The following is a 24,749-nucleotide window of genomic DNA, read 5'->3' as shown; positions in this document are numbered from 1 at the left end:
TTAAGAGGTCTTTGCTGCTGTCCCCGTCATCCCCGGGCATGATCCGGGGATCTACGTCTTCCTGCGCGGCGGCTCTCCAAGACGTGGATGGCCGGGACGAGCCCGGCCATGACGATCCGGTGTAGTGCCGAGGGATCCTATGCCGCCAGCTTGCGTTCCGAGAACCGGGCCTGCGTTTCCTCGACGTCCCTCAGGCTCGGCAGGCTCGCCTCGTTGCCGAGGTGTTGGATCGCATGGGCGGATGCCGCGCGGGCGAAGACGAAATGCTCGCGCCAGGGCAGCTCGGGGCGTGCCATGGCCGAATAGACATAGGAGCCGTGGAAGATGTCGCCCGCGCCGTTGGTGTCCACCACCAGAGAGCCCGGGACGTCGAGCGCCGGCAGCACGCTCTCGGCGCCGCTCTCGTCATACCAGAGCATGCCGCGCTCACCCATGGTCACGCCACCGATCCTGCAGCCGCGGCCTTTCAGGTAGGTCAGCATCTCGCCCGGTGTCATGTTCATCTGCTCGCAGAGACGCTCGGCCACGATGGCGACGTCGATGAATTCGAGAAGCTCATGGGTGTTGGAGCGCAGGCCGCCCCCGTCGAGCGAGGTGAGAATTCCGGCCTCGCGGCAGGCCCTGGCATAGTGCATCGCCGCGTCGGCCTGGTGGCCGTCGAGATGGAGCGCGCGGCAGTTCTGCAGGTTGAGCGGCGGCACCGGATGCAGGTAATGATCGTCGCGGCAGCGCACGATGGCGCGCTTTCCGCCCCGGGGCATGATGAAGGAGAGCGAGGATTCCTTCACTTTCCGGTGATGGACCGAAATGCCGTATTTCGCCGCCATGTCGATGAACATGCGCCCCAGCCAGTCGTCTGCGATGGAGGTCAGAAGGTCGGGCGCGATGCCGAGCTTGGCGCAGGCGAAGGCTGCCGTTACGGCATTGCCGCCGAAGGAAATGGCATAATCCCGGGCGACGGTCTTGTCGTCTCCCGTGGGGAGCTCGTCCGCCAGGAAGGTCACGTCGATATAGGTCTGGCCTACGAAAAGAGCTTGCATGGCTTCAACAACAGTCTCGGTCCGAACGGAGACAGCAGTCTTGGACGAGGAGCGGGCATTAGGCAAGCCTCGCGGCCATGCTCACGTCCTGGTCAATGTGGCCGCGAGCCGTGCGGCCGTGAGCCCCGCGTCCAGATCGGTGGTGATGAGCTCGACCGGGGCGATGAGAGCGTGCCGGAAGGCTTCCGCGACGATCGGGTGCAGGCGGGAGCTGCCGCCCGCGAGGGCCACGGGCTTGGGCCCGATGCGCTTGGTCAGGCTGTTGGCCAGGCGGGCAAGCTCCTCACCGGCCTCACGCAGGATGCGCAGGGCCGTCGCGTCGTCCGCTTTGGCCGCCTCTCCGACGGCCTTAGCCAGCAAGCCGGTTCTACCCCTATCGCCGCCATAGACATAGGAGCGCACGAGGTTCCAGTCCGTGCCGCCGAGCGCCTTCTCGAGGCATCGGCCGAGGGGCGTGGCCCATCCTTCGCCGGGGCTCTCCTCTTCCTTGCGCAGAACCGTCTTGAGGGCTTCGCGGGCGATCCAGAAGCCGGAGCCGCCGTCATCGATCAGGTTGCCACGTCCGCCGACGCGGATCACGTCCTTGGTCTCGGACAGGAAGTAGCCGATGGAACCCGTGCCGCTGTAGACGAGGATGCCTTCGCCCAGCGCGAAATAGGACAGGTACGCGATCCACATGTCCTCGGCGACGAAGACCTTCTCGGGCCGAAGTTCGAAGATCTCCGCGAAGAGGGCGCGCATCTTCGCTTCCGACGGCGTGTCTCGGGTCAATCCCGTGATGCCGGCGATGATGCCGAGGGGCCTGCCATGGCGCAGGACCGCTTGAGCCATGTCGAGGATGATCTGGCGGGCCCGCTCCTCGGCGGCCGCGGAGAACAAATGGCCGGTGAGCGGATCGGCATCGCCCTTCGCGACGCAGCTGCCCTGATCGTCCGCCAACCGCCAGCGCGTCGCAGTTCCGCCCGCGTCGATGCCAAGCCCCAATGCCATGACGCTTCTTCAAGCCCTTCCCGCCGTCAGCCCTTTGCGGCGTTATGTCTTTGTCTGATGGAAATCTGCCAGGGCCTCGCGCAAATTGCCATCGTGGCGCATGAGCGCCTCTCGGGCCTCGTTCGGATCGGCTCCCATGGCGATGAGAACGGCCGTCTTCAGGTCGCCCCCGGCTTCAAGGATGGCGTCCGCGGCGACGGCCTCGCCGCAATCGGTGATCTGGCAAACCATGATCTCGCTGCGCCGACGCAGCTTCGCGTTCGTGGCGCGCATGTTCACCATGAGCCCGCGATAGACGCGGCCCATCCGCACCATGATCAGAGAAGAGAGCAGGTTCAGGATGACCTTCTGCGCAGTGCCCGCCTTCATGCGGGTCGAGCCCGCGATCACCTCCTCGCCCGTGTCGGCGAGAATCGGATGGGAGCAGGCATCGAGAAGGGGCGCATTCGCATTGTTGGAAATGCCGATGGTCTGCGCACCGCGCGAGGCCGCCTCCTTCAGGGCCGCGATGGTGAACGGTGTCCGGCCGCTCGCAGCGACGCCGATCACCACGTCGTTGGGGCCGATATCGTTGTTGCGGATACCGGCGCTGCCTTCCTCGACCGAATCTTCCGCGTTCTCCACCGCCTTCATGATGGCGCGATCGCCGCCGGCGATGAGATAGACGAGCCTGTCCTCGGGCCAATCGAAGGTTGGGGGAAGCTCGGTGCCGTCCTGCACGCAGATACGGCCGGAAGTGCCGGCGCCCACATAGACCAGACGCCCCCCGCGCCGCAGGCGCGCCGCAGCCTCCTCGGCCGCCGCGGCGATGGCCGGCAGCGACGGCCTCACGGCCGCGAGGGCCGAGAGCTGTCCCTCGTAGAAGGCCGAGAGGACATCGAAACTGGTCCAGGTGTCGAGATCCTGGAAGCGGGTGCTGAAATGTTCTGTCGCCATCCTGCCAACTTTCTCCCAGACCAATATAGGACCAGTTGGGGGCTCCAGCAATCGGCGGCGGGCCTGCTCAAGGTCCGCATCACCACCTTTTTGCAGGCATCCTTAAAGTCGGGTCCGGCCGTCGAACAACGCGATGACCCGCTCGCTCGTTTCACGTCGCAGGCTCAGGATGCCGCTGTCCTTGTGGCGGGATGGATGGACCCGGTTGGTCAGGAGCGACCAAGCGAGCCCGCGCTCGAAATCGATCCAGAGGCCGGTGCCCGTGAAGCCCGTATGTCCGATGGTTGCGGGTGAGCAGGCGTCACCCCCGTGCCAGCCGGGGTAAAATCCCTCCCAGCCCACGGTCCTCTTCTCCGATTGGCGGGTTCGGATCGCCTCGAGCGATTCAGCCGACAGAACGGAGCCGTCGAGAAGGCCATGGGCGAAGTCCAGCACGCCGTCGATGGTGCCGAACAGGCCCGCATGCCCGGAGGCGCCTCCGAGCGCGAAGGCGTTCTCGTCATGAACCTCGCCACGGATCACACGCCCGCGCCACGTGCAGCGTTCGGTTGCCGCGCACAGGCGCGGGTCCGGCCGGAAGGAGAGGTTCGCCGCAAGCGGCTGATCGATGAGCGGCTGTCCCGTGATGCGCTCGATGGCGATGCCGAGCAGCATGAAGTTGATGTCGGAATAGACCGGCGGACCGCTCTGCCAGACGCGTTGGAGGATGAAGGCCCGCAACGTGTTCGGCTCCTGGCCGTAGGTGTAGAGCGGCTCGACGGCCGGCAGATGCGTCTGATGCGCGAGGCATTGCCGAAAGGTGAGCTGCCGCTCGGCGGCGTTCATGTCGTATTGGCGCAGATCCGGAATCGCCGTGATCAGCGGATCGTCCAAACTGACGCGGCCTTCCTCGACGAAGTGCAGGATCCTCGTGGTGGTGAAGATCACCTTCGTGAGCGAGGCCAAGTCGAACCATGTCCCGCGCGAGAGGCTCTCCTCATGCGGCTCGATCTGCGCGAGGCCCTTCCAGCAGACGGCCCGCTGCCCGTCCGCGGTGACGATCCCGAGCACCGCGCCGGGAATGTCGCGGCGCTCGATCGCAGCGGCAACGGGCGCGAAGGCTCGAGGGGCGACATCCGTGAGGGACATGGATCTCACGTTGCGCGCTGGAGTTCGCCGCCAGGCATGGGATGCGGCACGCCCGTCGTGGTGGGCAGGCTAAGGGGAAGGCCGAGGGTCGAGCGGACCGCGAGGTAGCCGAAGGCCTGGGCCTCCAGGAAATCGCCGTTCCAGCCGACCGTCTCGACAGGATCGACAGGAACGCCGAGGCGCTCGTGAAGCCGGCGCATGAAATGCGCGTTGAGGCGTCCTCCGCCCGTTACGAGCCAGCGCAGCGGCGCGCGCGGAACATGGCGAAGGGCGGCAACGACGGATTCGACCGTGAAGGCCGCGAGCGTTGCGGCGCCGTCCTCGTCCGAGAGGGCCTCGACGCCTTTGGCGCGCGCGTGGAAATCCTGCCGGTCAAGGGATTTGGGGGCAGGGCGGTCGAAGAAGGGATTGCTCATGAACGCGGCGACGAGCTCTTTGTTCACCGTGCCGGAGGCGGCGAGTCTGCCGTTCTCATCGAAGCTCAGCCCCCTGCGGCGCAGAACGAAATCGTCGAGCAGGGCACTGGCCGGTCCCGTGTCGAAGGCGATCACCGTCTCGCCGTCGATATAGGTCACGTTCCCGACGCCGCCGAGATTGAGAATCATGACCGGCTGCGGCAGGCGGCTCGCGAGGGCGCGGTGATAGAGCGGAACGAAGGGCGCCCCTTCACCGCCCGAGGCGACATCCGCATGGCGAAAGCGGTACACCGTGTCGATGCCAAGCTCCCGCGCCACCAGGGCGCCGATGCCGAGCTGGCGCGTGAAGCGGATCTCCGGCCGGTGATAGACCGTCTGGCCGTGAAAGCCGACGAGGCTCACGTCCCGGGAGGAGATGCCCGTCTCGTCCATGAAACGGCGGATAGCGGCGATGTGAGCCTGCGTCACCGCCCGCTCGAGGTCTTCGAGCGGTTCGCTTTGCGCGCGCTCCGGCTGTGCGATCAGATCCTGCAAGGTCTTTCTGAGTTCGGTGGGGTAGGAGAAGGTGCGTCCGGGCCCCGGCTGCACGAAAGCCTCGCCATCCGTCTCGACGATGGAGACGTCGATGCCGTCCATGGACGTTCCGCTGATCACCCCGATGGCTTTGACGGGCGGGCGTTGCGACATCGATTCCTCCAGATTTCCGGCCATTTCCGGACCATAGCACAGGACACCAAGTGGTCCAGAGTGGTATGAGATTGGACCATGACAGGGGGTGCGACCTGCTCTATAAATTTCCCGCGGCTTCCGAGGGAGAAAAGACGCATGTTCAGGTCAACGTTGCGCGGCGTAGTCGGCGCAGGCTTCATGGTGGCGGCGATGGCCGCAGCCTCGGCCCAGGTTCTGGAGATCGGAGCGGATAACGGTCCCACCGGTCTCGATCCCCATCTGATCACCGCCTTCCCGAGCGTCATGGTGGTCAGCGGCAACATCTATGAAGGTCTCACTGCCGTCGACAAGGATCTGAAGATCATCCCGAGCCTTGCCGAATCGTGGACCGTGTCGGACGACGGCAAGACCTACACCTTCAAGCTGCGGCCGGGCGTGACATTCCACGACGGCTCGCCCATGGAGGCGGCGGACGTGGTGGCTTCCGTGAAGCGCTTGCTGAGCAAGGACATGGCCTCGCCCCTCGCCAGCCGTCTCTCGGCCGTGGAGAGCGCCAACGCCGTCGACCCGCAGAATGTGGAGCTGAAGCTCAAGGAACCGTCTGCGGCGCTCCTCAGCTCGCTTTCCACGATCGCCATCGTGCCGCGCGCGATGGAGACGAACAAGGACGCGCTCCAGAAGAATCCCGTGGGCACAGGTCCGTTCAAATTCCGGGAATGGCAGCCGAACGGCTATATCCTCCTCACCAGGAACGAAGCCTATTGGGACAAGGGACTGCCGAAGCTCTCGGGGCTCAAGTTCAACATCGTGCCTGAATCGGCCACCCGTCAGGTGGGCCTGACCAACGGCCAATATGCGCTCCTGCCCCATATCGACGCGGCGACGGCTCTTCAGCTCAAGGGCAAGCCGAACGTGAAGCTCGCCGAGACCATGGATCTCGCCTACACGCTGATCGGCCTGAACGTATCGAAGCCGCCCTTCGACAACCCGAAGGTGCGGGAGGCCGTGAACTACGCCCTCAACCGCCAGGAAATCGTCGATGCAGCGCTCTTCGGCGCGGGCGTGCCGGGCGGTCCTCTCTCGCCGGCGCTCAAGTCCTGGGCGCTCGACGTGAAGGAGTTCGGCTGCTACGCGCACGATCCGGCGAAGGCGCAGGCGCTTCTGAAGGAGGCTGGCGTCACGATGCCGGTCGCCGTCTCCATGAAGGTCCTGCCGCGTCAGGACATCAAGGACATCGCCCAGGTGGTGCAGGAGCAGCTGAACAAGGCGGGCTTCAAGGTGGAGCTGATCAATCAGGAGCAGGGTCAGTTCATTCAGGACTGGCGCAACAGCAACTTCGACATGTTCGCCTCCATCAATGCGGGCCAGCCCGACCCGGACGAGTATTTCTACCGCACCTTCCGCACGGGCGGCTCGACCAACGTGTTCAAGTATTCGGATGCGGAAATCGACACCTTGCTCGACAAAGCCCGAGCCTTGCCGGATCAGGCCGAGCGCAAGAAGGCCTATGACCAAGTGCAGAGGAAGCTCGCCTGCACGGGGCCGGTTGCGCATCTGACCTACGGCACGTTGTTCTCGGCCATGAACGACAAGCTCAAGGGCTATGACGTGATGCCGAACCGCTCGCTCATGCTGCTGCGCAGCGCTTCCTACTGATCCCTTCGGCACCGGCGCGGTGGCTTGCCGTGCCGGTGCATTTTTTGTCGTCAGGAGAGTTTGTCGTCGATGAGCCGCGTCCTGCTCGCCCGTCTGATCGATCTCGTCATCGTGCTCTTCGGCGTATCGATCATCGTGTTCCTGATGATCCGTCTGATCCCGGGCGATGCGGTGGCGATCATGCTGGGGGCGAACACCGAGATCACGCCGGAACGGATGGCGGAACTCAACCGTCGCGTCGGCCTCGACCGCCCGATCGTCGAGCAGTACCTGCTGTGGGCCGGATCCGCCCTGCAGGGAGATTTCGGCACCTCGCTCTGGACGGGCCGTCCGGTGGCCGATGAAATCATCCTCCATCTCTGGCCGACGCTCGAGCTCACCGTTCTGGCGCTCGTCATCGGTGCGGCCCTGGCCGTTCCCGCCGGGTGCGCGATGGCGCAGACGCGCGGCGGCGCGGCGGATGTCGCCATGCGCATCGGCGCCATCGCGGGCCTCACGATCCCGTCGTTCTGGCTCGGGATCGTCATGATCCTCCTGCTCTCGGCCTGGGCCCCGGGTTTCGCGTCGCTGGGATATGTGCCGTTCTCAGGGGATCCCATCGGCAATCTTCAGCGCATGCTGCTGCCGTCGCTTGCGCTCGCGCTCCCGATCCTGGCCAATCTCTCGCGCCTCGTGCGCTCGGCCATGCTCGATGCGCTGGGGCAGGATTATATCCGCACCGCGCGGGCCAAGGGCCTGCCGGAGCGGCGCGTGGTCTACAAGCATGCCCTGCGCAACGCGCTCATCCCATTCCTGACCTCCGTCGGCATCATGACAGGCTACCTTCTCGGTGGCGCCATCGTGGTCGAGCAGGTTTTCGCCATTCCCGGTCTCGGGCGCCTGATCCTCGGGGCCATTGCCGAGCGCAATTACCCCTTGATCCAGGCGACGATCCTGGTGGTGACGGCAGGCTTCGTGCTCGTGAACTTCCTGGTCGACTTCCTCTACATCCTCGTCGACCCGCGCGTGAGGGCCTGAACGGTGGTCAGGTCACTCACCAGGAACAAGCTCCTCGCCTTCGCGGTTCTGCTCGTTGCGGCCCAGCTCATTCTCGCTGTCGGAGCGCCTCTGATCGCGCCCTACGATCCCATGGCCCAGAGCGTTGCGCGACGCCTGAGAGGACCGAGCGATCTCAACTGGCTCGGCACGGATCAGCTCGGACGCGATGTGCTCACCCGCATTCTCTACGGCTATCGCACGTCCCTGATCGCCTGCGTGCTCGCCGTCGGCGTCGCTCTGCTGGCGGGTGGAGCGCTCGGGCTCGTCGCGGCCTATTATCGCGGCTGGCTCGGCCGCATCATCATGCGCCTCATGGACGTGCTGTTCGCCTTCCCGGTCATGCTGCTCGCCATCGGGATCATCGCCGTTCTCGGACCTCATACGTACAGCGCCGCCGCCGCCATCGCCGTCGTCTATACCCCGATCTTCGCAAGGCTCCTGCGCGGACCCGCGCTGGTGCTGTGCGAGAGCGAGTTCGTGGCCGGCGCGCGCGCCATCGGTTCCTCCGACGGGCGCATCATCTTCCTTCATATTCTTCCGAATCTCGCATCGGTCATCCTCGTCCAGACGAGCCTTCTGCTGTCCGCCGCCATTCTGGTGGAGGCGTCGCTCTCCTTCCTCGGTCTCGGCACGCAGCCGCCGACGCCGTCACTGGGTCTCATGCTCTCGGAAGGCCGCAACTTCCTCATGCTTTCGCCCTGGAGCGCGATCTTCGCCGGATTTGCCATTCTCTTCCTGTCCTTCGGCTTCAACCTGCTGGGGGATGCCTTGCGCGACACGCTCGATCCGCGCCTGAGGGGGCAGCCGTGATCGTGCGTCAGGCACAGGCCGATGATATTTCCCGGCTCGCGGAGATCGCGGCACGCTCCTATCGCGCCGCGTTCGCGACGATCCTGGAACCGGACGCTGTGGCAAGCCGCGATGCGGCTTACTTTGCCGAGCGCTTCACAAGCGCATGGGAGCGGATGCTGGTCGTCGCGCGGCAGGACGATGCTCTGGGCTTCCTGCTCATGACAGACGGCCATATCGACATGTTGTTCATGGACCCTGCCGCGATCGGGCAAGGCGGGGGCGCTCAACTTCTCGAGGCGGCCGAAGCCCGGGGCGCGAGAAGCCTTGAATGCTTTCGCGACAATCATGGTGCGCGGCGCTTCTATGAACGGCATGGCTGGCGCGTCACCCGCATGTATGAGCGCGAGTTCGCAGGAACGATGCGCAGCTTCGTGCTCTACGGGAAGGGCGCAGCCGTCTAGGAGGACGCCTCGCCGCCGATCCAGGTGTCCTGCACATGCAGCCCCTCGTCGAGCAGCACGAGATCCGCCCGGTAGCCCGGAGCGATGCGCCCGAGTTCGTGATCGAGCCTCAGGAAAGCGGCAGGCACGTGGGAGGCCATGCGCAGCACGTCCGGCAGGGCGAGGCCGAGCCTCTCCACGCCGTTGCGAACGGCCGAAGCCATGTCGAGGTCGGAGCCGGCGAGCGTTCCGTCCTCTGTCGCGAGCTTGCCTTCCCGGCGATAGATCGTGCGGCCGTGAAGGTCGAAGGTCTTCATGTCCGTGCCGGTCACCGCCATGGCATCGGTCACCAGCATCATGCGCTCGGTTCCCTTCGCCGCGATGGCGAGACGCAGGGAGGCGTCGCTGACATGGTGCCCGTCGACGATGATGCCGCACCAGGCGTCGCGAATATCGAGAGCCGCTCCCACCGGTCCGGGTTCTCGCCCGGCAAGGGGTGGCATGGCGTTGTAGAGATGTGTGAAACCCCTGAGCCCGTGGCGGAAGGCCTCCATCACCGTATCGTAATCGCCCGCCGTGTGGCCGGCGCAGACGAGAATGCCTGCCGCCGCCAGCTGGGCAATGAATTCCATGCGGTTGCACTCGGGGGCGAGCGTCACGAGGGTGCGGCCCTCCTTCAGCGATGTCAGGATGTCGAGATCCGCTTCCTCCATGGGCCGCATGAAGGCTGCATTGTGCACCCCTTTTCTGGCGGGGTTGATGAAGGGACCTTCGACATGAATGCCGAGCACCCCTGGGACGCGCATGGAAAGCGCGGCACGCACGGCCTCGACGGCCTCGGCCATCTTGTCGCGCGTATCGGTGATGAAAGTTGGGAGCAGACCCGTTGTTCCGTATTTCCGGTGCGCGGCGGCGATGGTCCTGAGGCCCTCCACGTGGCGCGCATCGTTGAACACGATGCCGCCGCCGCCATTCACCTGCACGTCGATGAAGCCAGGTGCGAGCAGGCCCGCCAGCGGGCGTCGCTTGACGCCCGCGCCGAGGTCGCGCTCCGGCGGAACGGCGACGATGCGGCCATTCTCGATGACGACCGCACGGCCCTCGAGCATGTGCGCTCCATCGAAGATTCGAGCTCCTGTCAGGGCAAGAGGCATCAGACCGTCTCCGTGACCTTGCGCAGACGCGGCGGATTGTCCGGGTTGCGGCCGCGCGCCAGAGCGATGGCATTCACAAGCGGATAGAAGCTCTGGATCATGGCGATCGGAGCAAGATAGGGATGCGCGTTCTCGACCGAGGGAAGCATCACGGTCGCAGGGCCTTCGGCCGCACCGGCGACGACGACGGGAACACCCTGCTCGTTGAGCTTCGTGACGAGGTCGTTCACTCCGTCCAGGGTCTCGTCGCGCTGGCTCAAGACCAGGATCGGGAAGTGATCGCCCGCCAGGGTCCAGGGGCCATGCATCAGTTCGGCGGCGCTCATGGCCTCCGCATGAATGCCGGAGGTTTCCTTCAGCTTGAGGGCCGCTTCCTGCGCAACGGCAAACCCGACGCCGCGCCCAACGACGAAGAGATTGTCGGCCCGGGCCAGCCTAGGAAGCGCCGCCGACCACTCGATGGCGGCCGCCTTGTCGAGAACCTCCGGCAGGGTGTCGAGTGCCGCGAGCAGCTCCTGATCCTGCGACCAATGCGCGACGAGCTGAAACCCTGCCGCCAGTGCCGCGATGAAGGACTTCGTCGCCGCCACGCTCTTCTCGGGGCCCGCATGGAGCGGCAGCACGACTTCGCAGGTGGAGGCCAGAGGCGACGCCGTATCGTTGACGAGCGCAACCGTCAGCGCTCCGTCGGCTCGCCCGGCCTGCGCCAGATTGAGGATGTCGGGGCTGCGTCCCGATTGGGAGACGGCGAGGAAGAGCGCATCGCGCATGCGCGGGCGCGCCTCGTACACCGACGTGACGGACGGTCCGACCGAGGCCGTCACCAGGCCTGAATGGATCTCGAGCAGATACTTGATGAAGGTTGCCGCATTGTCCGAGCTGCCGCGCGCGCAGGTGACCGCGAAGGGCGGCGGCGATTCGCGAAGACGCTCGCCGAGATCGCGGCACAGGGGCGCATTGCTGTCGAGTAGGCGCGCCACGACCTGCGGCGCCTCACGGGCCTCGCTCAGCATGGCGGTCATGGTGGGAGAACTAAGGTCAGGCATCATCATGATGGATCCGCTCGGGCTGGGCGATGGTCAACTCGGCCACGAAATCATAGGCATCGCCCCGGTAATAAGACGAGGTGAACTCGACAACTTCGCCCGCAGCCGTGAACGAGCGGCGCTCGATGTAAAGGGCCGGGCTCTGGGGTGCAACGTGGAGCAGGGACGCCTGTTCCTCATTCAGCAGCACCGCATGAAGCCTCTGCAGGGCCCGGACGGGCATGCATCCCTGCTCGTGCAGCACGGCATAGAGCGACTGCTTCACGAGACTCGGATCGGGCAGAAAGCGGGAGGGAAGAACCGCATGCTCGATCGCCATGGGAATGCCGTTCGCCATGCGCAGGCGATTGACGCGGCTCACCGTCTCGCCCGGCGACAAGCCCAACGCCATCAGCTCATCGGTCGAAGCCTGTCCTGTGGAGCGGCTCAGCAGAATGGCGGACGATTGCAGGCCGCGCGCCGACATGTCGTCCGTGAAGCTCGACAGGCGCGAGAGCGGCTGCTCCAGGCGCATCTGCGGGGCGATGAACGTGCCGGATCCCCAGCGTTGGACAAGGACGCCCTTCTTGACCAGCCCGGTGATGGCCTTGCGCACCGTGACGCGCGAGATGCCGAGCTGCCTGGCCAGGTCGCGCTCGCCGGGAAGTGCGTCGTCCGCCTTCAGGGAACCTTTGCGAACGGCCTCCTCGATGGATTGCTGAAGCTGCAGATAGAGCGGTGTCGGGTTGCTCTCGTCGAGGGGAAGGGTGAGAGCCGCCGCTGTCGCGTGGTCGTTCATGCCCGCCCTCGCGAGGCGGCGCTCCGCCCGAGAAGAATGGCTCCGTCCAGGGCATCCGCTGCCGGCGGCACGATGGTCTGCTGAATCGGCGGCGGCATCCATGGGAGCAGGGGCTCCGCGAGGCCGCCGAACAGGCACAGATTCGGCGCGCCCAGTTCCAGGAGACGCATGGCGATGCGTGTCGCCCCGGCGGCGGCATCCTCGACCAGCGCGATGCCGAGCGGATCGCGCCGGTTGGCATAGTCGAGCACGAGCGGCGCATATCGGGCATAATCGCTGGGGCGCGCAGCGCCGACCCAGTCGATCAGCTTTTCCAGATCATGGCTGAACTCGGCGAGGAGGGCCTCCGAGAGCGGCGTGGAGGGAATCCGCCCGTCGTGCGCCCAGACGCAGCGTCGCAGAAGCTCCCGCCCCATGGCGGCGCCGCTGCCTTCGTCGGAAATTTCGAAGCCCCAGCCGCCGACATAGCGGCATTGCCCGCCAACCCCGCCATAGCCGCAGGACCCCGTGCCCAGGATGAGGATGGCACCGTCGCCGCCGTTGAAGGCGCCGAGCCACGCCGTGTGCGCATCCGTGTCGATGGCAAAGGACGCGAAGGGGTGCGGGCGGGACAGGAGCCGCTCGACGGCGCTCGCCTGCCCCGCGCCGGCGGCTCCCATGCCCGCATGCACGGCTCCAAGATCGCTGTCCGAGAGCCCGGCTTGGCTCAGGGCCTCGCGGCAGGCCGTCAGAATGGAGTTCCAGACCAGATCGGGGTCGAGGCGAATGTTCGAAGGGCCGCCGGAGCCCTCCCCGAGCAATGCTCCATCCGCATCGCGCAGCCGCGCCCGACATTTCGTGCCGCCGCCGTCGATGCCGAGGAAAAAGGACTTGCGCATAAGGAAGGGGAGCTCTCGAGAGGGCCGAAGATCAGGCCGGCATGATGCCACTTAATGTCCAGTTCTGGAAGAGGCACGGCAATGCCGTGCCCGGACCTTTCAGGCCTGGAACCCTTGATGAATGCTCGAAGCGGCAGGCGGTTCAAGGGAATCAGCCATCCGAGACGGCAGCGGCGATCCTGGACGCGAGGGTGCCTCCCAGGATGGCCGAGGGGCTATCCGATGCCAGGACCCTGCCGTCGGCCACGAACACCATCTGGTCGGCCAGAGAGGCCACATCTTCGGGTGTATGGATCGTCATGAGGATCGTGACAGGACGTCGGCGGCGCAGATCGCCGACGAGCTGGACCATATCGCGCCGAAGGCCTGGGTCGAGACTGCTGAAGGGCTCGTCGAGGAGGATCATCGGACGACCCGAGACAAGGGCGCGTGCCAGCGCCACCCGCTGGCGCTGGCCGCCGGACATCTCGCCGGGCTTGCGCCCTCCGAAGCCCTTCAGGCCGACCGCCTCCAGCATCTCGTCGATGAGCCGGATCTCATCCTCGGACATGCGCAGCGATGGGCGAATCCCCAAGGCGACATTCTGCGCCGCGCTCAGGTGCGGAAAGAGGTTGTGATCCTGAAAGACGATGGCCACGGGGCGCTTGGCCGGTTCGAGGGGCAGGAGATCGACCCCGTCGAAAGTGAGCCGTCCGCTCTCAGGGATCTCGAACCCGGCGATCATGTGCAGCAAGGTGGTCTTTCCGCCGCCCGACGGCCCGATGATGGCGCAGAGGGCGCCCGTTTGCACCGTCATGGAGTAATCGGCCGTGAAATCCGGCCATGTGAGACGGCAGTCTTCAATCACCAGCATGAGACAAACGGCCCGACATGTGAGCGAGGGTAAAGGCGACGAGCACGATGAAGAGACCGATCGCCGCGGCTTCATCGAGCCTGTATGACCCCAGGCGCTCGAAGAGGAGATAGGGAAGGGTGACGAGATCCTGCCCGCCGAAGAGGGCGATGATCCCGAAATCGCCGAACGAGAGCGCCATGGCCAAGGCGAAGGCAGCGCCGAGCGGGCGCCTGATCAGGGGCCAATCCATGATCATGAGCTTGTTCGCGCCGATGACGCCCAACGACGCGGCAACGCGGCCGTAGCGCTCCTCTGCCGTCAGGAGACGGGGGGCGAGGGAGCGATAGGCGAAAGGCATGGCGGCCAGACCGTTGATCAGCGGCAGAAGGATGATGCCTGCGGCTGAAGGATCGACAAAGCGCCGCAGGATGAGGAACAGGCCGGCCGTCAACGCGAAGGGCGGCACGGCCAGCAGGGTATTGGGGAGGAAATCGTAGAAGGCTGCGACGCGCGGCGAACGCAGGGTGACGCGCCACCGGCGCGCGGCGGACGCAAGAGCAAGGGCGAGAAGGCAGGCGATCATGGCCGCGATGACGGCGATCGTCATGCTCGTCGCGAAGGCCCGCAGGAGGTCCGCATCGACGACATCGGGAATATCGTTCAATCCGCTCAGCAGGCTGAACGCCAAGGGCGCGATGAAAAGCGCAGCCGCCGTGAGAATGACGGCATCCAGGAGTTGCAGGGCACCGCTTCGCGCATCGGGACGCCGGATCAGGCCTCGGACCGTGTGTGCGGTCGGAGGCCGCGTGAAGGCCCAGTTGAGAACGCCCGTCAGCGTCAGGCAGATGGCGAGCTGGATGAGCGAAAGCCAGGCCGCGCGCCCGAAGTCGAGATCGATCTTGAGGGCTTCGTAGATGGCGACTTCGAGGGTGGAGCGGCTCGGTCCCCCGCCGAGCGCCAGCACGATGGCGAAGCTCTTGAAGCAGAGCAGGAACACGAGTCCCGCGAGGCCCGGCAGTTCCGCGCGCAATACGGGCCAATCGAGATGGCGGAAAACATGCGCGGGCGAAAATCCGAAGGCCGAGGCGAGCCGCCAGTGCTCGGCCGGCACGAGGCTCAAGGCATCGAGAAGAATGCGCGCCACGAAGGGTCCGTTGAGGAACACATGCGCGATCAGGATTCCGGGATAGCCGAAGATGCTGAAACTGTTGTTCCAGCCGAGAAGGGCGGCAATCTCGGCGGCCCATCCGCTCCGCCCATAGACGGCGAAGACGGCGAAGACCGCCACGATGGTGGGGATGACCATCGTGGTGCCCAGAAGCGCCAGAACCATGCCGCGTCCCGGGAAACGGCGGCGCGCCAGGGCCAGCGCCAGCGCAAGTCCGAGAGCCAGCGACAGGAGAGTGGAAAGAGCGGCCTGAACGATCGAGAAGGCCAGCACGCGCCAGAGATAGGGACCGATGGAGAGAAGCGTCGGCCTCTCTCCGCCGATTGCCGCGAGTGCGACGAAGCCGCCCGCAACCAGGGCCAGGAGGGCAAAGGCCACCAGGCTTCCGGGATGCGGCAGCTTTCCCCTCATGACGACACGCTCAACGCGCCGTGGCGTTGAGCCAGACGTCCGTGAAGGCGCGGCGGTTCTGCTGCACGTCCTCGGGCGTGAAGAGCAGCGCTTTCTGAGGCTGCGCCAGATCCTTGAAGGCTGTGGGCAGTCCGGCAGCCGGTGCCTTGGCCGGCATCATCCAGTTGCCTTCCGGCATGGCCGACTGGAAGGGCTCGCTGAGCACGAAGGCCATGAACTTCCTTGCGAGCTCAGGCTGCTTCGTCGTGCGCGTCATGCCGGCGATCTCGACGTGAAGGTAGTGCCCTTCCTGGAAGATGGCGGCCTTGTAGTTGTTCTTCTTTTCAACGGCGATGTGGTACGCGGGCGACGTGGTGTAGGACATCACCATGTCGGCTTCGCCTTTCAGGAACAGGCCATAGGCTTCCGACCAACCCTTGGTGAAGGTGACGATCCGTGGTTTCATCTGGGCCCATGCCTCGCCCGCCTTGTCGCCGTAGACCTTCTGCATCCAGAGCAGGAGGCCGAGACCCGGCGCGCTCGTGCGGGGATCCTGCAGCACCACCTTCGGACCGTTGGGGCTCTCGACGAGTTCTTTCAGGCTCTTCGGCGGATTGGGCAGCTTGTCGGCGTCGTACACAAAGGCGTAGTAACCCCAGTCGAAAGGCACGAAGGTGTCGTCGCTCCACGCGATCGGCAGCGACAGGTCCTTCACCTCCACGCCATGGCGCGCGAAGACGTTGAGCGCCCTGGCTTCCGCCGCGAGGTTCACGTCGAGCCCCAGGACCACGTCGGCCTTCGTGTCCGCTCCCTCGAGGCGCAGGCGCCCGACGAGGCTCCCGGCGTCCTCGGCGGTCACCCAGCTCAGTTCGCAGCCGCAGGTTGCCTCGAAGCGCTCCTTGACGGTCTTTCCAGGACCGTATTTTCCGGCGAACGAGCCGTAGGTGTAGACCGTGAGAGTGGGTTTGCCCTGCGCGACGGCGGCATTCGCCGCCAGGCAGAGAGAGGCAAGGGTGAGAAGAAGTCGGCGTAACATCAAGATTGCTCCCATGCATGATGCAAGCCGGGTTGGCGGCACAACTCGCACGGGGCGCAGCGTGATCTGCGATGTCGCATGCTCATTCCCTCCGCCGGCATGACCCGGATCAGGTTCGACGGGTCGGCGGCCCTTCCGCCTCTCAGCCTTGTACGAGGCTCCCCGTGAGACGAAAGCGGTTCTAGGGCAGATCGCCGGTCAGCACAAGACAAGGCCTGAGGACCTATTCCTGTGTCCCTCGCGTCAGCCTTGCGACGGAGGATCGATTCTGGTTGGAATGGGACAAACAGGGACCTTCCTCAAATGAGCTTTCCTCACTCGTGCGATGTCGTCGTTATCGGTCTTGGCGCCATGGGCTCCGCTGCGCTCTACCAGCTGGCGAAGCGAGGCGTGAAGGCTGTTGGAATCGACCGGTTCTCTCCACCTCACGACCGGGGCTCGACCCATGGCGAGACGCGGATCACCCGCCAGGCCATCGGCGAGGGCGAGGTCTATGTGCCGCTGGCCCTGCGCTCCCACGAGATCTGGAAGGAGCTGGAGGCCGCGACCGGGGAGCGGCTGCTGGTGCAGAACGGGTGTCTTGTCGTGGACTCGGCGATCCCCGCATCCGGCGGCGTCATCCGCACGGCCTTTCTCGAGCGCACGCGCAGGGCCGCCATGGCCTACAAGATCCCCCATGAGATGCTGGATGCGGACGAGATCCGCCGGCGCTACCCGCAATTCACGCCGGGGGAGAACGAGATCGGCTATTTCGAGCCGGGCGGCGGCTATCTCAACCCGGAGCGCTGCGTCGCCGTTCAGCTTGAGCGCGCCCGCGCCATGGGCGCCGTGACGCAGCTCGGCACGCGTGTGATCTCCGTGTCACCGGATGGTGACGGCGTGCGGATCGTCACCGATCAGGGGGAGCTTTCGGCCGGGCAGGCGATCGTCTCCGCCGGATCCTGGGCTCCGTCGCTTCTGGGGGCGCCATTCGGGCAGCTCCTGTCTCCCACCCGCCAGGTGATGCACTGGTTCCAGGTCGATCCGGATCATGCCCGGCACTGGTCGACGAGCCCCGTCTTCATCTGGTGCCATGGAGCCAATCCCAGTGATTTCTTCTATGGCTTCCCGTCCTTGAGCGGCAGCGACGCCGTGAAGACGGCCGGGGAGCAATATGACGCCTCCGTTCATCCCGACGAGGTCGAGCGCGCCGTCACGCCGGACGAATCCGCCGCCATGCGCGAGGCGCATCTCGCCGGGCGGGTAAGGGGGCTTCGCCCCCATGCCGCGCGCGCGGTGACCTGTCTTTATACCGTTACGCCGGATTCCCATTTCCTGATCGACCGGCATCCGGAGAGCGACCGCATTCTCGTCGTGTCGCCGTGCTCCGGGCACGGCTTCAAACATTCTGCAGCCATCGGCGAGGTGGCGGCGCAATGCATGGTCGATGGGGCCAGCGAGATCGACATATCCGCCTTCGCCCTGTCGCGGTTCTCGCGCTGACGCCATCATTCATCGCGGTTCATAGGAAAGGCCCGCGCAGGCTTCATACCTGCGCGGGCCCGCCCGGAAACGGCCATCTCGGCCGGCATGCGCCATCAGCGGCGGGCGTTCTTGTCCTTGCCCGGGGGCGAAGCCATTCCCGCACGCCGCAAGGCATCCGCCAAGGCGCCTCCGGATGCAGCCGGAGCGGACGCTTTCTTGTCGTTCTGGGCGCGATGCTTCTGGACGGCGCCGCGATTGTCGTCGGAGCGGCCGGATGAACGCTTCTCGGCCGGATCGCTCATGCGCATGCTGAGAGAGATGCGCTTGCGGGGAATATCCACCTCGAGCACCTTCACCTTCACGATGTCGCCTGGCTTCACCACGTCGCGCGGGTCCTTCACGAAGGTGTCCGACAGCGCGGAGATGTGAACGAGGCCGTCCTGGTGCACGCCGACATCGACGAAGGCGCCGAAGGCCGCCACGTTCGTCACGACCCCTTCGAGCATCATGCCCGGCTTGAGGTCGCTGATCTTCTCGACGCCGTCCATGAAGGTTGCCGTCTTGAACTCAGGACGGGGATCGCGGCCCGGCTTTTCCAGCTCGCTCAAGATGTCCTTCACGGTGGGGACGCCGAATTTCTCGTCCGTGAAGCTCTCGGGCTTCAGTTTCCTCAACGCCCCGCCGTTGCCGATCAGGACCTTGATGTCGCTCTTGGTGGCCTCGAGAATGCGGCGCACGACCGGATAGGCCTCAGGGTGCACGCCGGAGGCGTCCAGCGGGTCGTCCCCGTTCGGGATGCGGAGGAAGCCCGCAGCCTGTTCGAAGGTTTTCGGACCAAGGCCCGAGACCTGCGTGAGCGCCTTGCGCGTCTTGAAGGGGCCCTTGGCGTTGCGGTGCTCGACGATGTTCTTCGCCACCCATTCGCCGAGGCCCGACACACGGGCCAGAAGCGGCGCGGAGGCGGTGTTGAGGTCGACGCCCACCGCGTTCACGCAATCCTCCACCACGGCATCGAGCGAGCGCGAGAGCTTGTACTCGGCGAGATCGTGCTGATACTGGCCGACGCCGATGGATTTGGGATCGATCTTCACCAGTTCCGCCAGCGGATCCTGCAGGCGCCGCGCGATGGACACGGCGCCGCGCAGGGACACGTCGAGGTCAGGCAGCTCCTGGCTCGCATAGGCCGAGGCCGAATACACGGAGGCGCCCGCTTCCGAGACCATGATCTTCGTAAGCTTCAGATCCGGATGCTTCGACACGAGTTCGCCTGCGAGCTTGTCGGTCTCGCGCGAGGCCGTGCCGTTGCCGATGGCGATGAGCTCCACCCTGTGCACGCGGCACAGGCGCGCGAGGGTGGCGAGGGATTCGTCCCATTGGCGCTTCGGCTCGTGCGGATAGATCGTGTCGGTCGCCACCACCTTGCCGGTGGCATCCACCACCGCCACCTTGACGCCGGTGCGATAACCGGGATCCAGACCGAGGGTCGGGCGCGTGCCCGCAGGCGCGGCGAGGAGAAGATCGCGCAGGTTTCCGGCGAACACCTTCACGGCCTCGTCCTCGGCGATCTGCCAGAGCTTCATCTTCATGTCGAGTTCGATGGAGAAGCGCAGCTTCGTGCGCCATGCCCAGCGGACGGTTTCCAGAAGCCACCTGTCGCCGGGGCGGCCCTGATCGGCGATCCCGAAGGCGAGGGCGGTGCGGCCTTCGTAACGGCTCACATAGCCGGGCTCCGCTGCGTCCTTGTCTTCTTCCATCCGCAGATCGAGGATCTCCTCCTTCTCGCCGCGGAAGAGCGCGAGAATGCGGTGGGACGGGAGCTTGGGCAGAGGCTCGGCGAAATCGAAGTAGTCGGCGAACTTCGCGCCGTCCGTCTGCTTGCCGTCGCGCACCTTCGAGGTGAGGCTTCCGCGCTCCCAATAGATCTCGCGCAGCGCAGCCAGGAGTTCCGCGTTCTCCGCGAAGCGCTCGACGAGAATGGAGCGTGCACCTTCGAGGGCCGCGTCTGGGGTTGCCACCGCCTTGTCTGGATCCACGAAACCGGCGGCCGCTTCCTTGGGATCGCGCTGCGGCTCGGCGAGGATGAGGTCGGCCAGCGGCTCGAGGCCCGCTTCCTTGGCGATCTGGGCCTTTGTGCGCCGCTTGGGCTTGTAGGGAAGATAGAGGTCTTCGAGGCGGGCCTTGGTATCCGCATTGCTGATCTGAAGAGCCAGCTCGTCCGTGAGCTTGCCCTGTTCGCGGATGCTGTCGAGGATCGTCTTGCGGCGGTCCTCCATCTCGCGAAGATAGCGAAGGCGCTCTTCCAGGGTGCGCAGCTGCGCGTCGTCGAGGGTGCCGGTGACTTCCTTGCGGTAGCGCGCGATGAAGGGCACGGTTGCGCCGCCGTCGAGCAGATCGATGGCCGCCTTGACCTGCCATTCCTGGACGTTCAGTTCGCTGGCGATGCGCTGGCCGATGGATAGCATGGACCTCTCCGAATTCAGGTAAGGTGCGGCTTCTACGGGGTGCGGGCCCCTGGGGTCAACGGCCTATCCCCAGCCCCGGGGTCGCAGTGTCCCATGGGAAAGCGTGGGCCGGATTCCTCGAAAAACCGCTTGGCTCCAAGGGTTCAGCCGTATAGACCGTCCGGCCCTTCCACTGAAATCTGCCAGGTTCCCATGTCCCTCTCCCACGACCTGTCCATCGGCATCGACTTCGGGACCAGCAACACCGTGGTGGCCGTTGCCGATTCGCGCGGGAACGTGGAGGCGTTGACCTTCGATCACGGTGGGGAAAGCCTCAAGGTCTTTGTGACGGCGCTCTGCTTCTGGGACGAGCGCCACGGAAACGGTCTGCGGACCCAGGTCGAGGGCGGCCCCTGGGCCATCGAGCAGTTTCTCGAGGGGCTCGACCCGCACCGCTTCATCCAGTCGTTCAAGACCTTTGCGGCCAGCGCGACATTCCAGGAAACGCGGATCTTCCGGGACCGCTACCGCTTCGAGGATCTTCTGAGCGCCTTCCTGCGCACGCTCGTGCGCCACGGCGGAGCGCAGCTGGACTGGGGCGCCCGCCATGTGGTGATCGGCCGGCCGGTGCAGTTCGCCGGCTACAACCCGAACGACGACCTCGCCATGCAGCGCTACCGCGCCGCCTTCGGCAAGCTCGGCGCCGACCATGCGCGCTATGTCTATGAGCCTGTCGGCGCCGCCTTCTTCTATGCGCGCCAGCTCAATCGCGACTCCACCGTGCTGGTGGCGGATTTCGGCGGCGGCACCAGTGACTTTTCCGTCATGCGGTTCTCGCGCGCGAGTGGCGATCTGCGGGCGGAGCCGCTGGGGCATTCGGGAATCGGCATCGCGGGCGACGCCTTCGATTATCGCATCGTGGATCACGTCGTCTCGCCCCGGCTCGGCAAGGGCGGGTTCTACCGCTCCATGGGCAAGACGCTGTCGATCCCCAATCACTACTACGCCAACTTCGCGCGCTGGAACCAGCTCGCCATGATGAAGAGCAGCGGCGATCTCAAGGAGCTGCGCGAATTGGCCAAGGCGGCGCTCGAGCCCGAGCCGCTCGAAAAGTTCATCGACATCATCGAGTACGATCTGGGCTTCGCGCTCTACCGCGCCGTGTCCGCCGCGAAAGTGGCCTTGTCGAGCGAGGAGGAGACGGAGTTCCGGTTCAAGGCCGAGAGTCTCGACATCAAGGCGCGCATCTCGCGCGCCGATTTCGAGAGCTGGATCGCCGACGACGTGAGACGGATCGCGGAAACGGTCGACGAGGCTCTCTCGAAAGCCGGAATCCCGGCGTCGGAGATCGACAAGGTCTTCCTGACCGGCGGCACGTCCTTCGTGCCGGCCATCCGCCGCCTGTTCGTGGAGCGCTTCGGAGAGGAGCGGCTGACCTCGGCCGACCAGTTCGAGTCCATCGCCTACGGTCTGGCGCTGATCGGCCAGACCGACGATCCCGGCCGGTGGGCGGTATGAAGCGGCGCCGTGGCCGCAACATAAGATTGCGCTTGCGGCCTGACGGGAGAGGGAGTTTATTTTGCGGTGCAGCATGAAGGCTTGAACCGGGAGCCGACCCTTGTCCCTCATCAATCCCGACGTCACTCCTGAAAAGGATTTTCCCCTCCGCGACGATATCCGGCTCCTGGGTCGGCTTCTCGGCGATACCATTCGCGAACAGGAGGGCGAGGCGGTTTTCGAGATCGTGGAGCGCATCCGCCAAACGTCGATCCGCTTCCATCGGGACGAGGACGAGGCGGCGCGCAGGGAGCTGGAGACGATTCTCGACAGCCTGTCCCGGGGACGCACCAACCAGATCATCCGCGCCTACAGCTATTTCTCTCACCTGGCGAACATCGCGGAAGACCAGCATCACGTGCGCCGCTCCCGGGCCCATGCCATGGCGGGTGCTCATGCGATGGCGGCTCCGGAGCCGCGCGAGGGCACGCTCGCCCGCGCCTTGAAGCTCGCCCGGGAAGCCGGTGTCGGTCAGGAGGCTCTCCAGGCCTTTTTCGCCTCGGCCCTGGTCTGTCCGGTGCTGACGGCGCATCCGACCGAAGTTCGCCGCAAGAGCACCATCGACCGGGAGATGGAAATCTCTCAGGTGTTGGCGCAGCGCGATCGCTATGCACTGACCCCGGAGGAGGAGGCCGCCTCGGAGGAGGCTATCCGGCGCGCCATCCTCACCCTGTGGCAGACGAGCATCCTGCGCCGCAATCGCCTGAAGGTGATCGACGAGGTCGTGAACGGATTGTCGTACTACGATTATACCTTCTTCAGGGAGCTGCCGCGCGTCTATGCGTTGCTGGAGGATCAGCTCGCCGAGATGGATCCCGTCTGGCAGACCATAGAGATCCCATCCTTCCTGCGCATGGGGAGCTGGATCGGCGGAGACCGCGATGGCAACCCCTTCGTGACCGCGGACGCGCTCAGGCAGGCGCTCCTCCTGCAGAGCAAGCATGCCCTCGGCTTCTATCTCGAGGAGCTGCATTGCCTCGGGGCCGAGCTGTCGCTGGACGAGCGATACGTGAATGCGTCCGAGCAGCTTCACGAGCTGGCCAAGGCTTCGCCCGACCCGTCGCCGCACAGGAAGGGCGAGCCCTATCGCCGGGCGATCACGGGCATGTATGCGCGACTGGCCGCAACGGCCGCCAGCTTCGGCCACGAGGATGTGGCGCGCCATGCCGTGGGCGATGCACCGCCTTATGAGAGCGTCGAGGAGTTTGGCGGCGATCTGTCGGTCCTGCACCGTTCCCTGGTGTCCAATGGATCGGGCGCTCTCGCGCGCGGACGCCTGCGTCGCCTGCGCCGCGCGGTCGACGTGTTCGGCTTCCATCTCGCAAGCCTCGACTTGCGCCAGAACTCCGATGTTCACCAGCGGGTTGTCGGAGAGCTGTTGGAGAAGGCCATTCCGGGCACGGCCTACGAGACGCTTCCGGAAGAGCAGCGTGTCGCTCTTCTGTTGGAAGAGCTCAGGACACCTCGGCTTTTGACCTCGCCCTACCTGGATTACTCGCCGGAGACCGCATCCGAACTTGCCATCGCGCACGAGGCCGCCCGGGCGCATCGGCGCTATGGGCGGGCGGCGGTTCCGAATTATGTGATCTCGAAGGCGAGCGATCCGTCCGATATCCTGGAGGTTGCGCTTCTTCTGAAGGAAGCGGGCCTCCTGCGCCCGCGTGAAGGGGAGATGGCGGTCAACATCATCCCGCTCTTCGAGACGATCGCGGACCTGCGCAATTGCGGCCGCGTCATGGACGATCTCTTCGGGCTGCCCGACTACATGCGCCTCCTGCGCAGCAGGGGGCAGGCGCAGGAGGTCATGCTCGGTTATTCCGACAGCAACAAGGACGGTGGGTTCCTGACGTCGGGTTGGGAGCTCTACAAGGCCGAGATCGAACTCATCGAGGTGTTCAAGCGTCACGGCGTTGCGCTTCGTCTCTTCCATGGCCGCGGTGGTTCCGTCGGTCGCGGCGGCGGGCCGAGCTATCAGGCCATTCTCGCGCAGCCGGGCGGCGCGGTGCAGGGCGCCATCCGCATCACCGAGCAGGGCGAGGTGATCGCCGGCAAATACTCGAACCCTGATCTCGGACGGCGCAATCTCGAAATCCTGGCCGCCGCCACCCTGGAGGCGTCCCTGTTGCATTCGGGGCAATCCGCGCCGCGGGACGAGTATCTCGAGGCCATGGAGGAGCTTTCGGAGAGCGCCTACAACGCCTACCGTGCCCTCGTCTACGAGACCGAGGGTTTCGAGCGCTATTTCTGGGAATCCACCGTGATCGGCGAGATCGCCAATCTCAACATCGGCAGCCGTCCGGCCTCGCGCACGAACTCGCGGCGCATCGAGGACCTGCGTGCCATCCCCTGGGTGTTCGGCTGGGCGCAGTGCCGCCTCATGCTGCCCGGCTGGTATGGCTTCGGATCCGCCGTCAACGCCTTCCTGGACAAGCATCCGGAAACGGGGCTCGGATTGCTGCGGGAGATGTATCGCGAATGGCCGTTCTTCCGGGCGCTGCTGTCGAACATGGACATGGTGCTGGCCAAGAGCAACATCGCCATCGCGTCGCGCTATTCCATGCTGGTGGAGGATGAGGCCCTGCGGCAAGCCATCTTCCCCCGGCTCCGACGCGAGTGGGAGTCCTCCATCGAGACATTGCTTGCCATCATGGAGCAGCAATCCCTTCTCGACAAAAATCCGCTTCTCGCGCGTTCCATCCGCAACCGCTTTCCCTATCTCGATCCGCTGAACCATCTGCAGATCGAACTCCTGAAGCGCCACCGTTCCGGAGACGCGGACGAGCAGGTGGTGCAGGGCATTCACCTCTCCATCAACGGCATCGCTGCGGGCCTGCGCAACAGCGGCTGACCGGCGCACCCGGGAACCCTCCCGCCGTGCTCGGGTTGAAACAATGGAG

General features: G+C 65.5%; 20 protein-coding genes and 1 riboswitch. Of the genes, 7 read left to right on the top strand and 13 right to left on the bottom strand.

What is annotated here, in order from left to right:
• Window positions 1-137: 137 nt before the first annotated feature.
• The 5 genes from E4K09_RS23270 to E4K09_RS23250 all read right to left on the bottom strand — a co-directional run bounded on the left by E4K09_RS23270 (window position 138) and on the right by E4K09_RS23250 (window position 5,197).
• Entirely contained in the window at window positions 138-1,040 is a 903-nt protein-coding gene (locus tag E4K09_RS23270; RefSeq protein WP_134500067.1) for a sugar kinase, read from the bottom strand.
• Window positions 1,041-1,121: 81 nt separating this feature from the next.
• Window positions 1,122-2,030 carry an N-acetylglucosamine kinase gene (locus E4K09_RS23265; RefSeq protein WP_134500066.1) on the bottom strand — a complete coding sequence of 303 codons (909 nt, stop codon included), beginning with the start codon at window positions 2,028-2,030 and terminating at the stop codon, window positions 1,122-1,124.
• A gap of 42 nt (window positions 2,031-2,072) precedes the next feature.
• On the bottom strand, window positions 2,073-2,966 hold the full coding sequence (locus tag E4K09_RS23260; RefSeq protein ID WP_134500065.1) for an N-acetylmuramic acid 6-phosphate etherase: 894 nt from the start codon (window positions 2,964-2,966) through the stop codon (window positions 2,073-2,075).
• A 102-nt stretch (window positions 2,967-3,068) separates the two neighbouring features.
• Window positions 3,069-4,094, bottom strand: a complete 1,026-nt coding sequence (locus E4K09_RS23255; RefSeq protein ID WP_134500064.1) for a serine hydrolase domain-containing protein — start codon at window positions 4,092-4,094, stop codon at window positions 3,069-3,071.
• A 5-nt stretch (window positions 4,095-4,099) separates the two neighbouring features.
• Window positions 4,100-5,197, bottom strand: coding sequence for an anhydro-N-acetylmuramic acid kinase (locus tag E4K09_RS23250; protein ID WP_134500063.1), 1,098 nt, complete (start codon window positions 5,195-5,197; stop codon window positions 4,100-4,102).
• Window positions 5,198-5,335: 138 nt separating this feature from the next.
• Here E4K09_RS23250 and E4K09_RS23245 point away from each other — a divergent pair, with 138 nt between their 5' ends.
• From E4K09_RS23245 to E4K09_RS29385, 4 genes are all read left to right on the top strand, one after another.
• Complete coding sequence (locus E4K09_RS23245) at window positions 5,336-6,835, top strand: ABC transporter substrate-binding protein (protein ID WP_134500062.1); 1,500 nt, start codon at window positions 5,336-5,338, stop codon at window positions 6,833-6,835.
• A gap of 69 nt (window positions 6,836-6,904) precedes the next feature.
• Window positions 6,905-7,852 (top strand): ABC transporter permease, encoded by a 948-nt coding sequence (locus E4K09_RS29695; protein WP_193557345.1) that lies wholly within the window; start codon window positions 6,905-6,907, stop codon window positions 7,850-7,852.
• A gap of 3 nt (window positions 7,853-7,855) precedes the next feature.
• Window positions 7,856-8,683 carry an ABC transporter permease gene (locus E4K09_RS29690; RefSeq protein ID WP_193557344.1) on the top strand — a complete coding sequence of 276 codons (828 nt, stop codon included), beginning with the start codon at window positions 7,856-7,858 and terminating at the stop codon, window positions 8,681-8,683.
• The gene (locus tag E4K09_RS29385) at window positions 8,680-9,126 is read left to right on the top strand and encodes a GNAT family N-acetyltransferase (RefSeq protein WP_166802464.1); all 447 of its coding nucleotides are present in this window, start codon (window positions 8,680-8,682) and stop codon (window positions 9,124-9,126) included. The genes E4K09_RS29690 and E4K09_RS29385 overlap by 4 nt, the downstream gene beginning before the upstream one ends.
• On the opposite strand, the gene nagA is transcribed toward E4K09_RS29385, so the two are convergent.
• From nagA to thiB, 7 genes are all read right to left on the bottom strand, one after another.
• Window positions 9,123-10,259, bottom strand: a complete 1,137-nt coding sequence (gene nagA, locus E4K09_RS23230) for an N-acetylglucosamine-6-phosphate deacetylase (RefSeq protein WP_134500060.1) — start codon at window positions 10,257-10,259, stop codon at window positions 9,123-9,125. The genes E4K09_RS29385 and nagA overlap by 4 nt on opposite strands.
• Window positions 10,259-11,305 (bottom strand): SIS domain-containing protein, encoded by a 1,047-nt coding sequence (locus tag E4K09_RS23225; RefSeq protein ID WP_244610648.1) that lies wholly within the window; start codon window positions 11,303-11,305, stop codon window positions 10,259-10,261. Before E4K09_RS23225 ends, nagA begins: the two co-directional genes overlap by 1 nt.
• Window positions 11,298-12,083, bottom strand: coding sequence for a GntR family transcriptional regulator (locus tag E4K09_RS23220; RefSeq protein WP_134500058.1), 786 nt, complete (start codon window positions 12,081-12,083; stop codon window positions 11,298-11,300). Before E4K09_RS23220 ends, E4K09_RS23225 begins: the two co-directional genes overlap by 8 nt.
• Window positions 12,080-12,961 (bottom strand): glucosamine kinase nucleotide-binding domain-containing protein, encoded by an 882-nt coding sequence (locus E4K09_RS23215; protein WP_134500057.1) that lies wholly within the window; start codon window positions 12,959-12,961, stop codon window positions 12,080-12,082. Before E4K09_RS23215 ends, E4K09_RS23220 begins: the two co-directional genes overlap by 4 nt.
• A 151-nt stretch (window positions 12,962-13,112) precedes the next feature.
• On the bottom strand, window positions 13,113-13,814 hold the full coding sequence (locus E4K09_RS23210; RefSeq protein WP_134500056.1) for a thiamine ABC transporter ATP-binding protein: 702 nt from the start codon (window positions 13,812-13,814) through the stop codon (window positions 13,113-13,115).
• Complete coding sequence (locus E4K09_RS23205; RefSeq protein ID WP_134500055.1) at window positions 13,801-15,375, bottom strand: ABC transporter permease subunit; 1,575 nt, start codon at window positions 15,373-15,375, stop codon at window positions 13,801-13,803. The genes E4K09_RS23210 and E4K09_RS23205 overlap by 14 nt, the downstream gene beginning before the upstream one ends.
• A 10-nt stretch (window positions 15,376-15,385) precedes the next feature.
• Entirely contained in the window at window positions 15,386-16,390 is a 1,005-nt protein-coding gene (thiB, locus tag E4K09_RS23200) for a thiamine ABC transporter substrate binding subunit (protein ID WP_134500054.1), read from the bottom strand.
• A gap of 68 nt (window positions 16,391-16,458) precedes the next feature.
• A riboswitch (TPP riboswitch) is annotated at window positions 16,459-16,565 on the bottom strand.
• Between the two features lie 128 nt (window positions 16,566-16,693).
• Between thiB and solA the strand changes: the two genes are divergently transcribed.
• A complete protein-coding gene (gene solA, locus E4K09_RS23195) occupies window positions 16,694-17,872 on the top strand; it encodes an N-methyl-L-tryptophan oxidase (RefSeq protein WP_134500053.1) in 1,179 nt (392 codons plus the stop codon).
• Window positions 17,873-17,967: 95 nt separating this feature from the next.
• Here solA and E4K09_RS23190 read toward each other — a convergent pair whose 3' ends face one another.
• Entirely contained in the window at window positions 17,968-20,316 is a 2,349-nt protein-coding gene (locus E4K09_RS23190; protein ID WP_134500052.1) for a Tex family protein, read from the bottom strand.
• Window positions 20,317-20,508: 192 nt separating this feature from the next.
• On the opposite strand from E4K09_RS23190, the gene E4K09_RS23185 reads away from it, so the two are divergent.
• Together E4K09_RS23185 and ppc are read left to right on the top strand one after the other, a co-directional pair.
• Entirely contained in the window at window positions 20,509-21,813 is a 1,305-nt protein-coding gene (locus E4K09_RS23185) for an Hsp70 family protein (RefSeq protein ID WP_134500051.1), read from the top strand.
• 100 nt (window positions 21,814-21,913) lie between these two features.
• On the top strand, window positions 21,914-24,700 hold the full coding sequence (gene ppc / locus E4K09_RS23180; RefSeq protein WP_134500050.1) for a phosphoenolpyruvate carboxylase: 2,787 nt from the start codon (window positions 21,914-21,916) through the stop codon (window positions 24,698-24,700).
• Window positions 24,701-24,749: the final 49 nt, after the last annotated feature.

The organism is Microvirga pakistanensis, from assembly GCF_004458765.1.
GTDB lineage: Bacteria > Pseudomonadota > Alphaproteobacteria > Rhizobiales > Beijerinckiaceae > Microvirga > Microvirga pakistanensis.
This window is presented reverse-complemented; position numbering and strand designations above follow the sequence as displayed.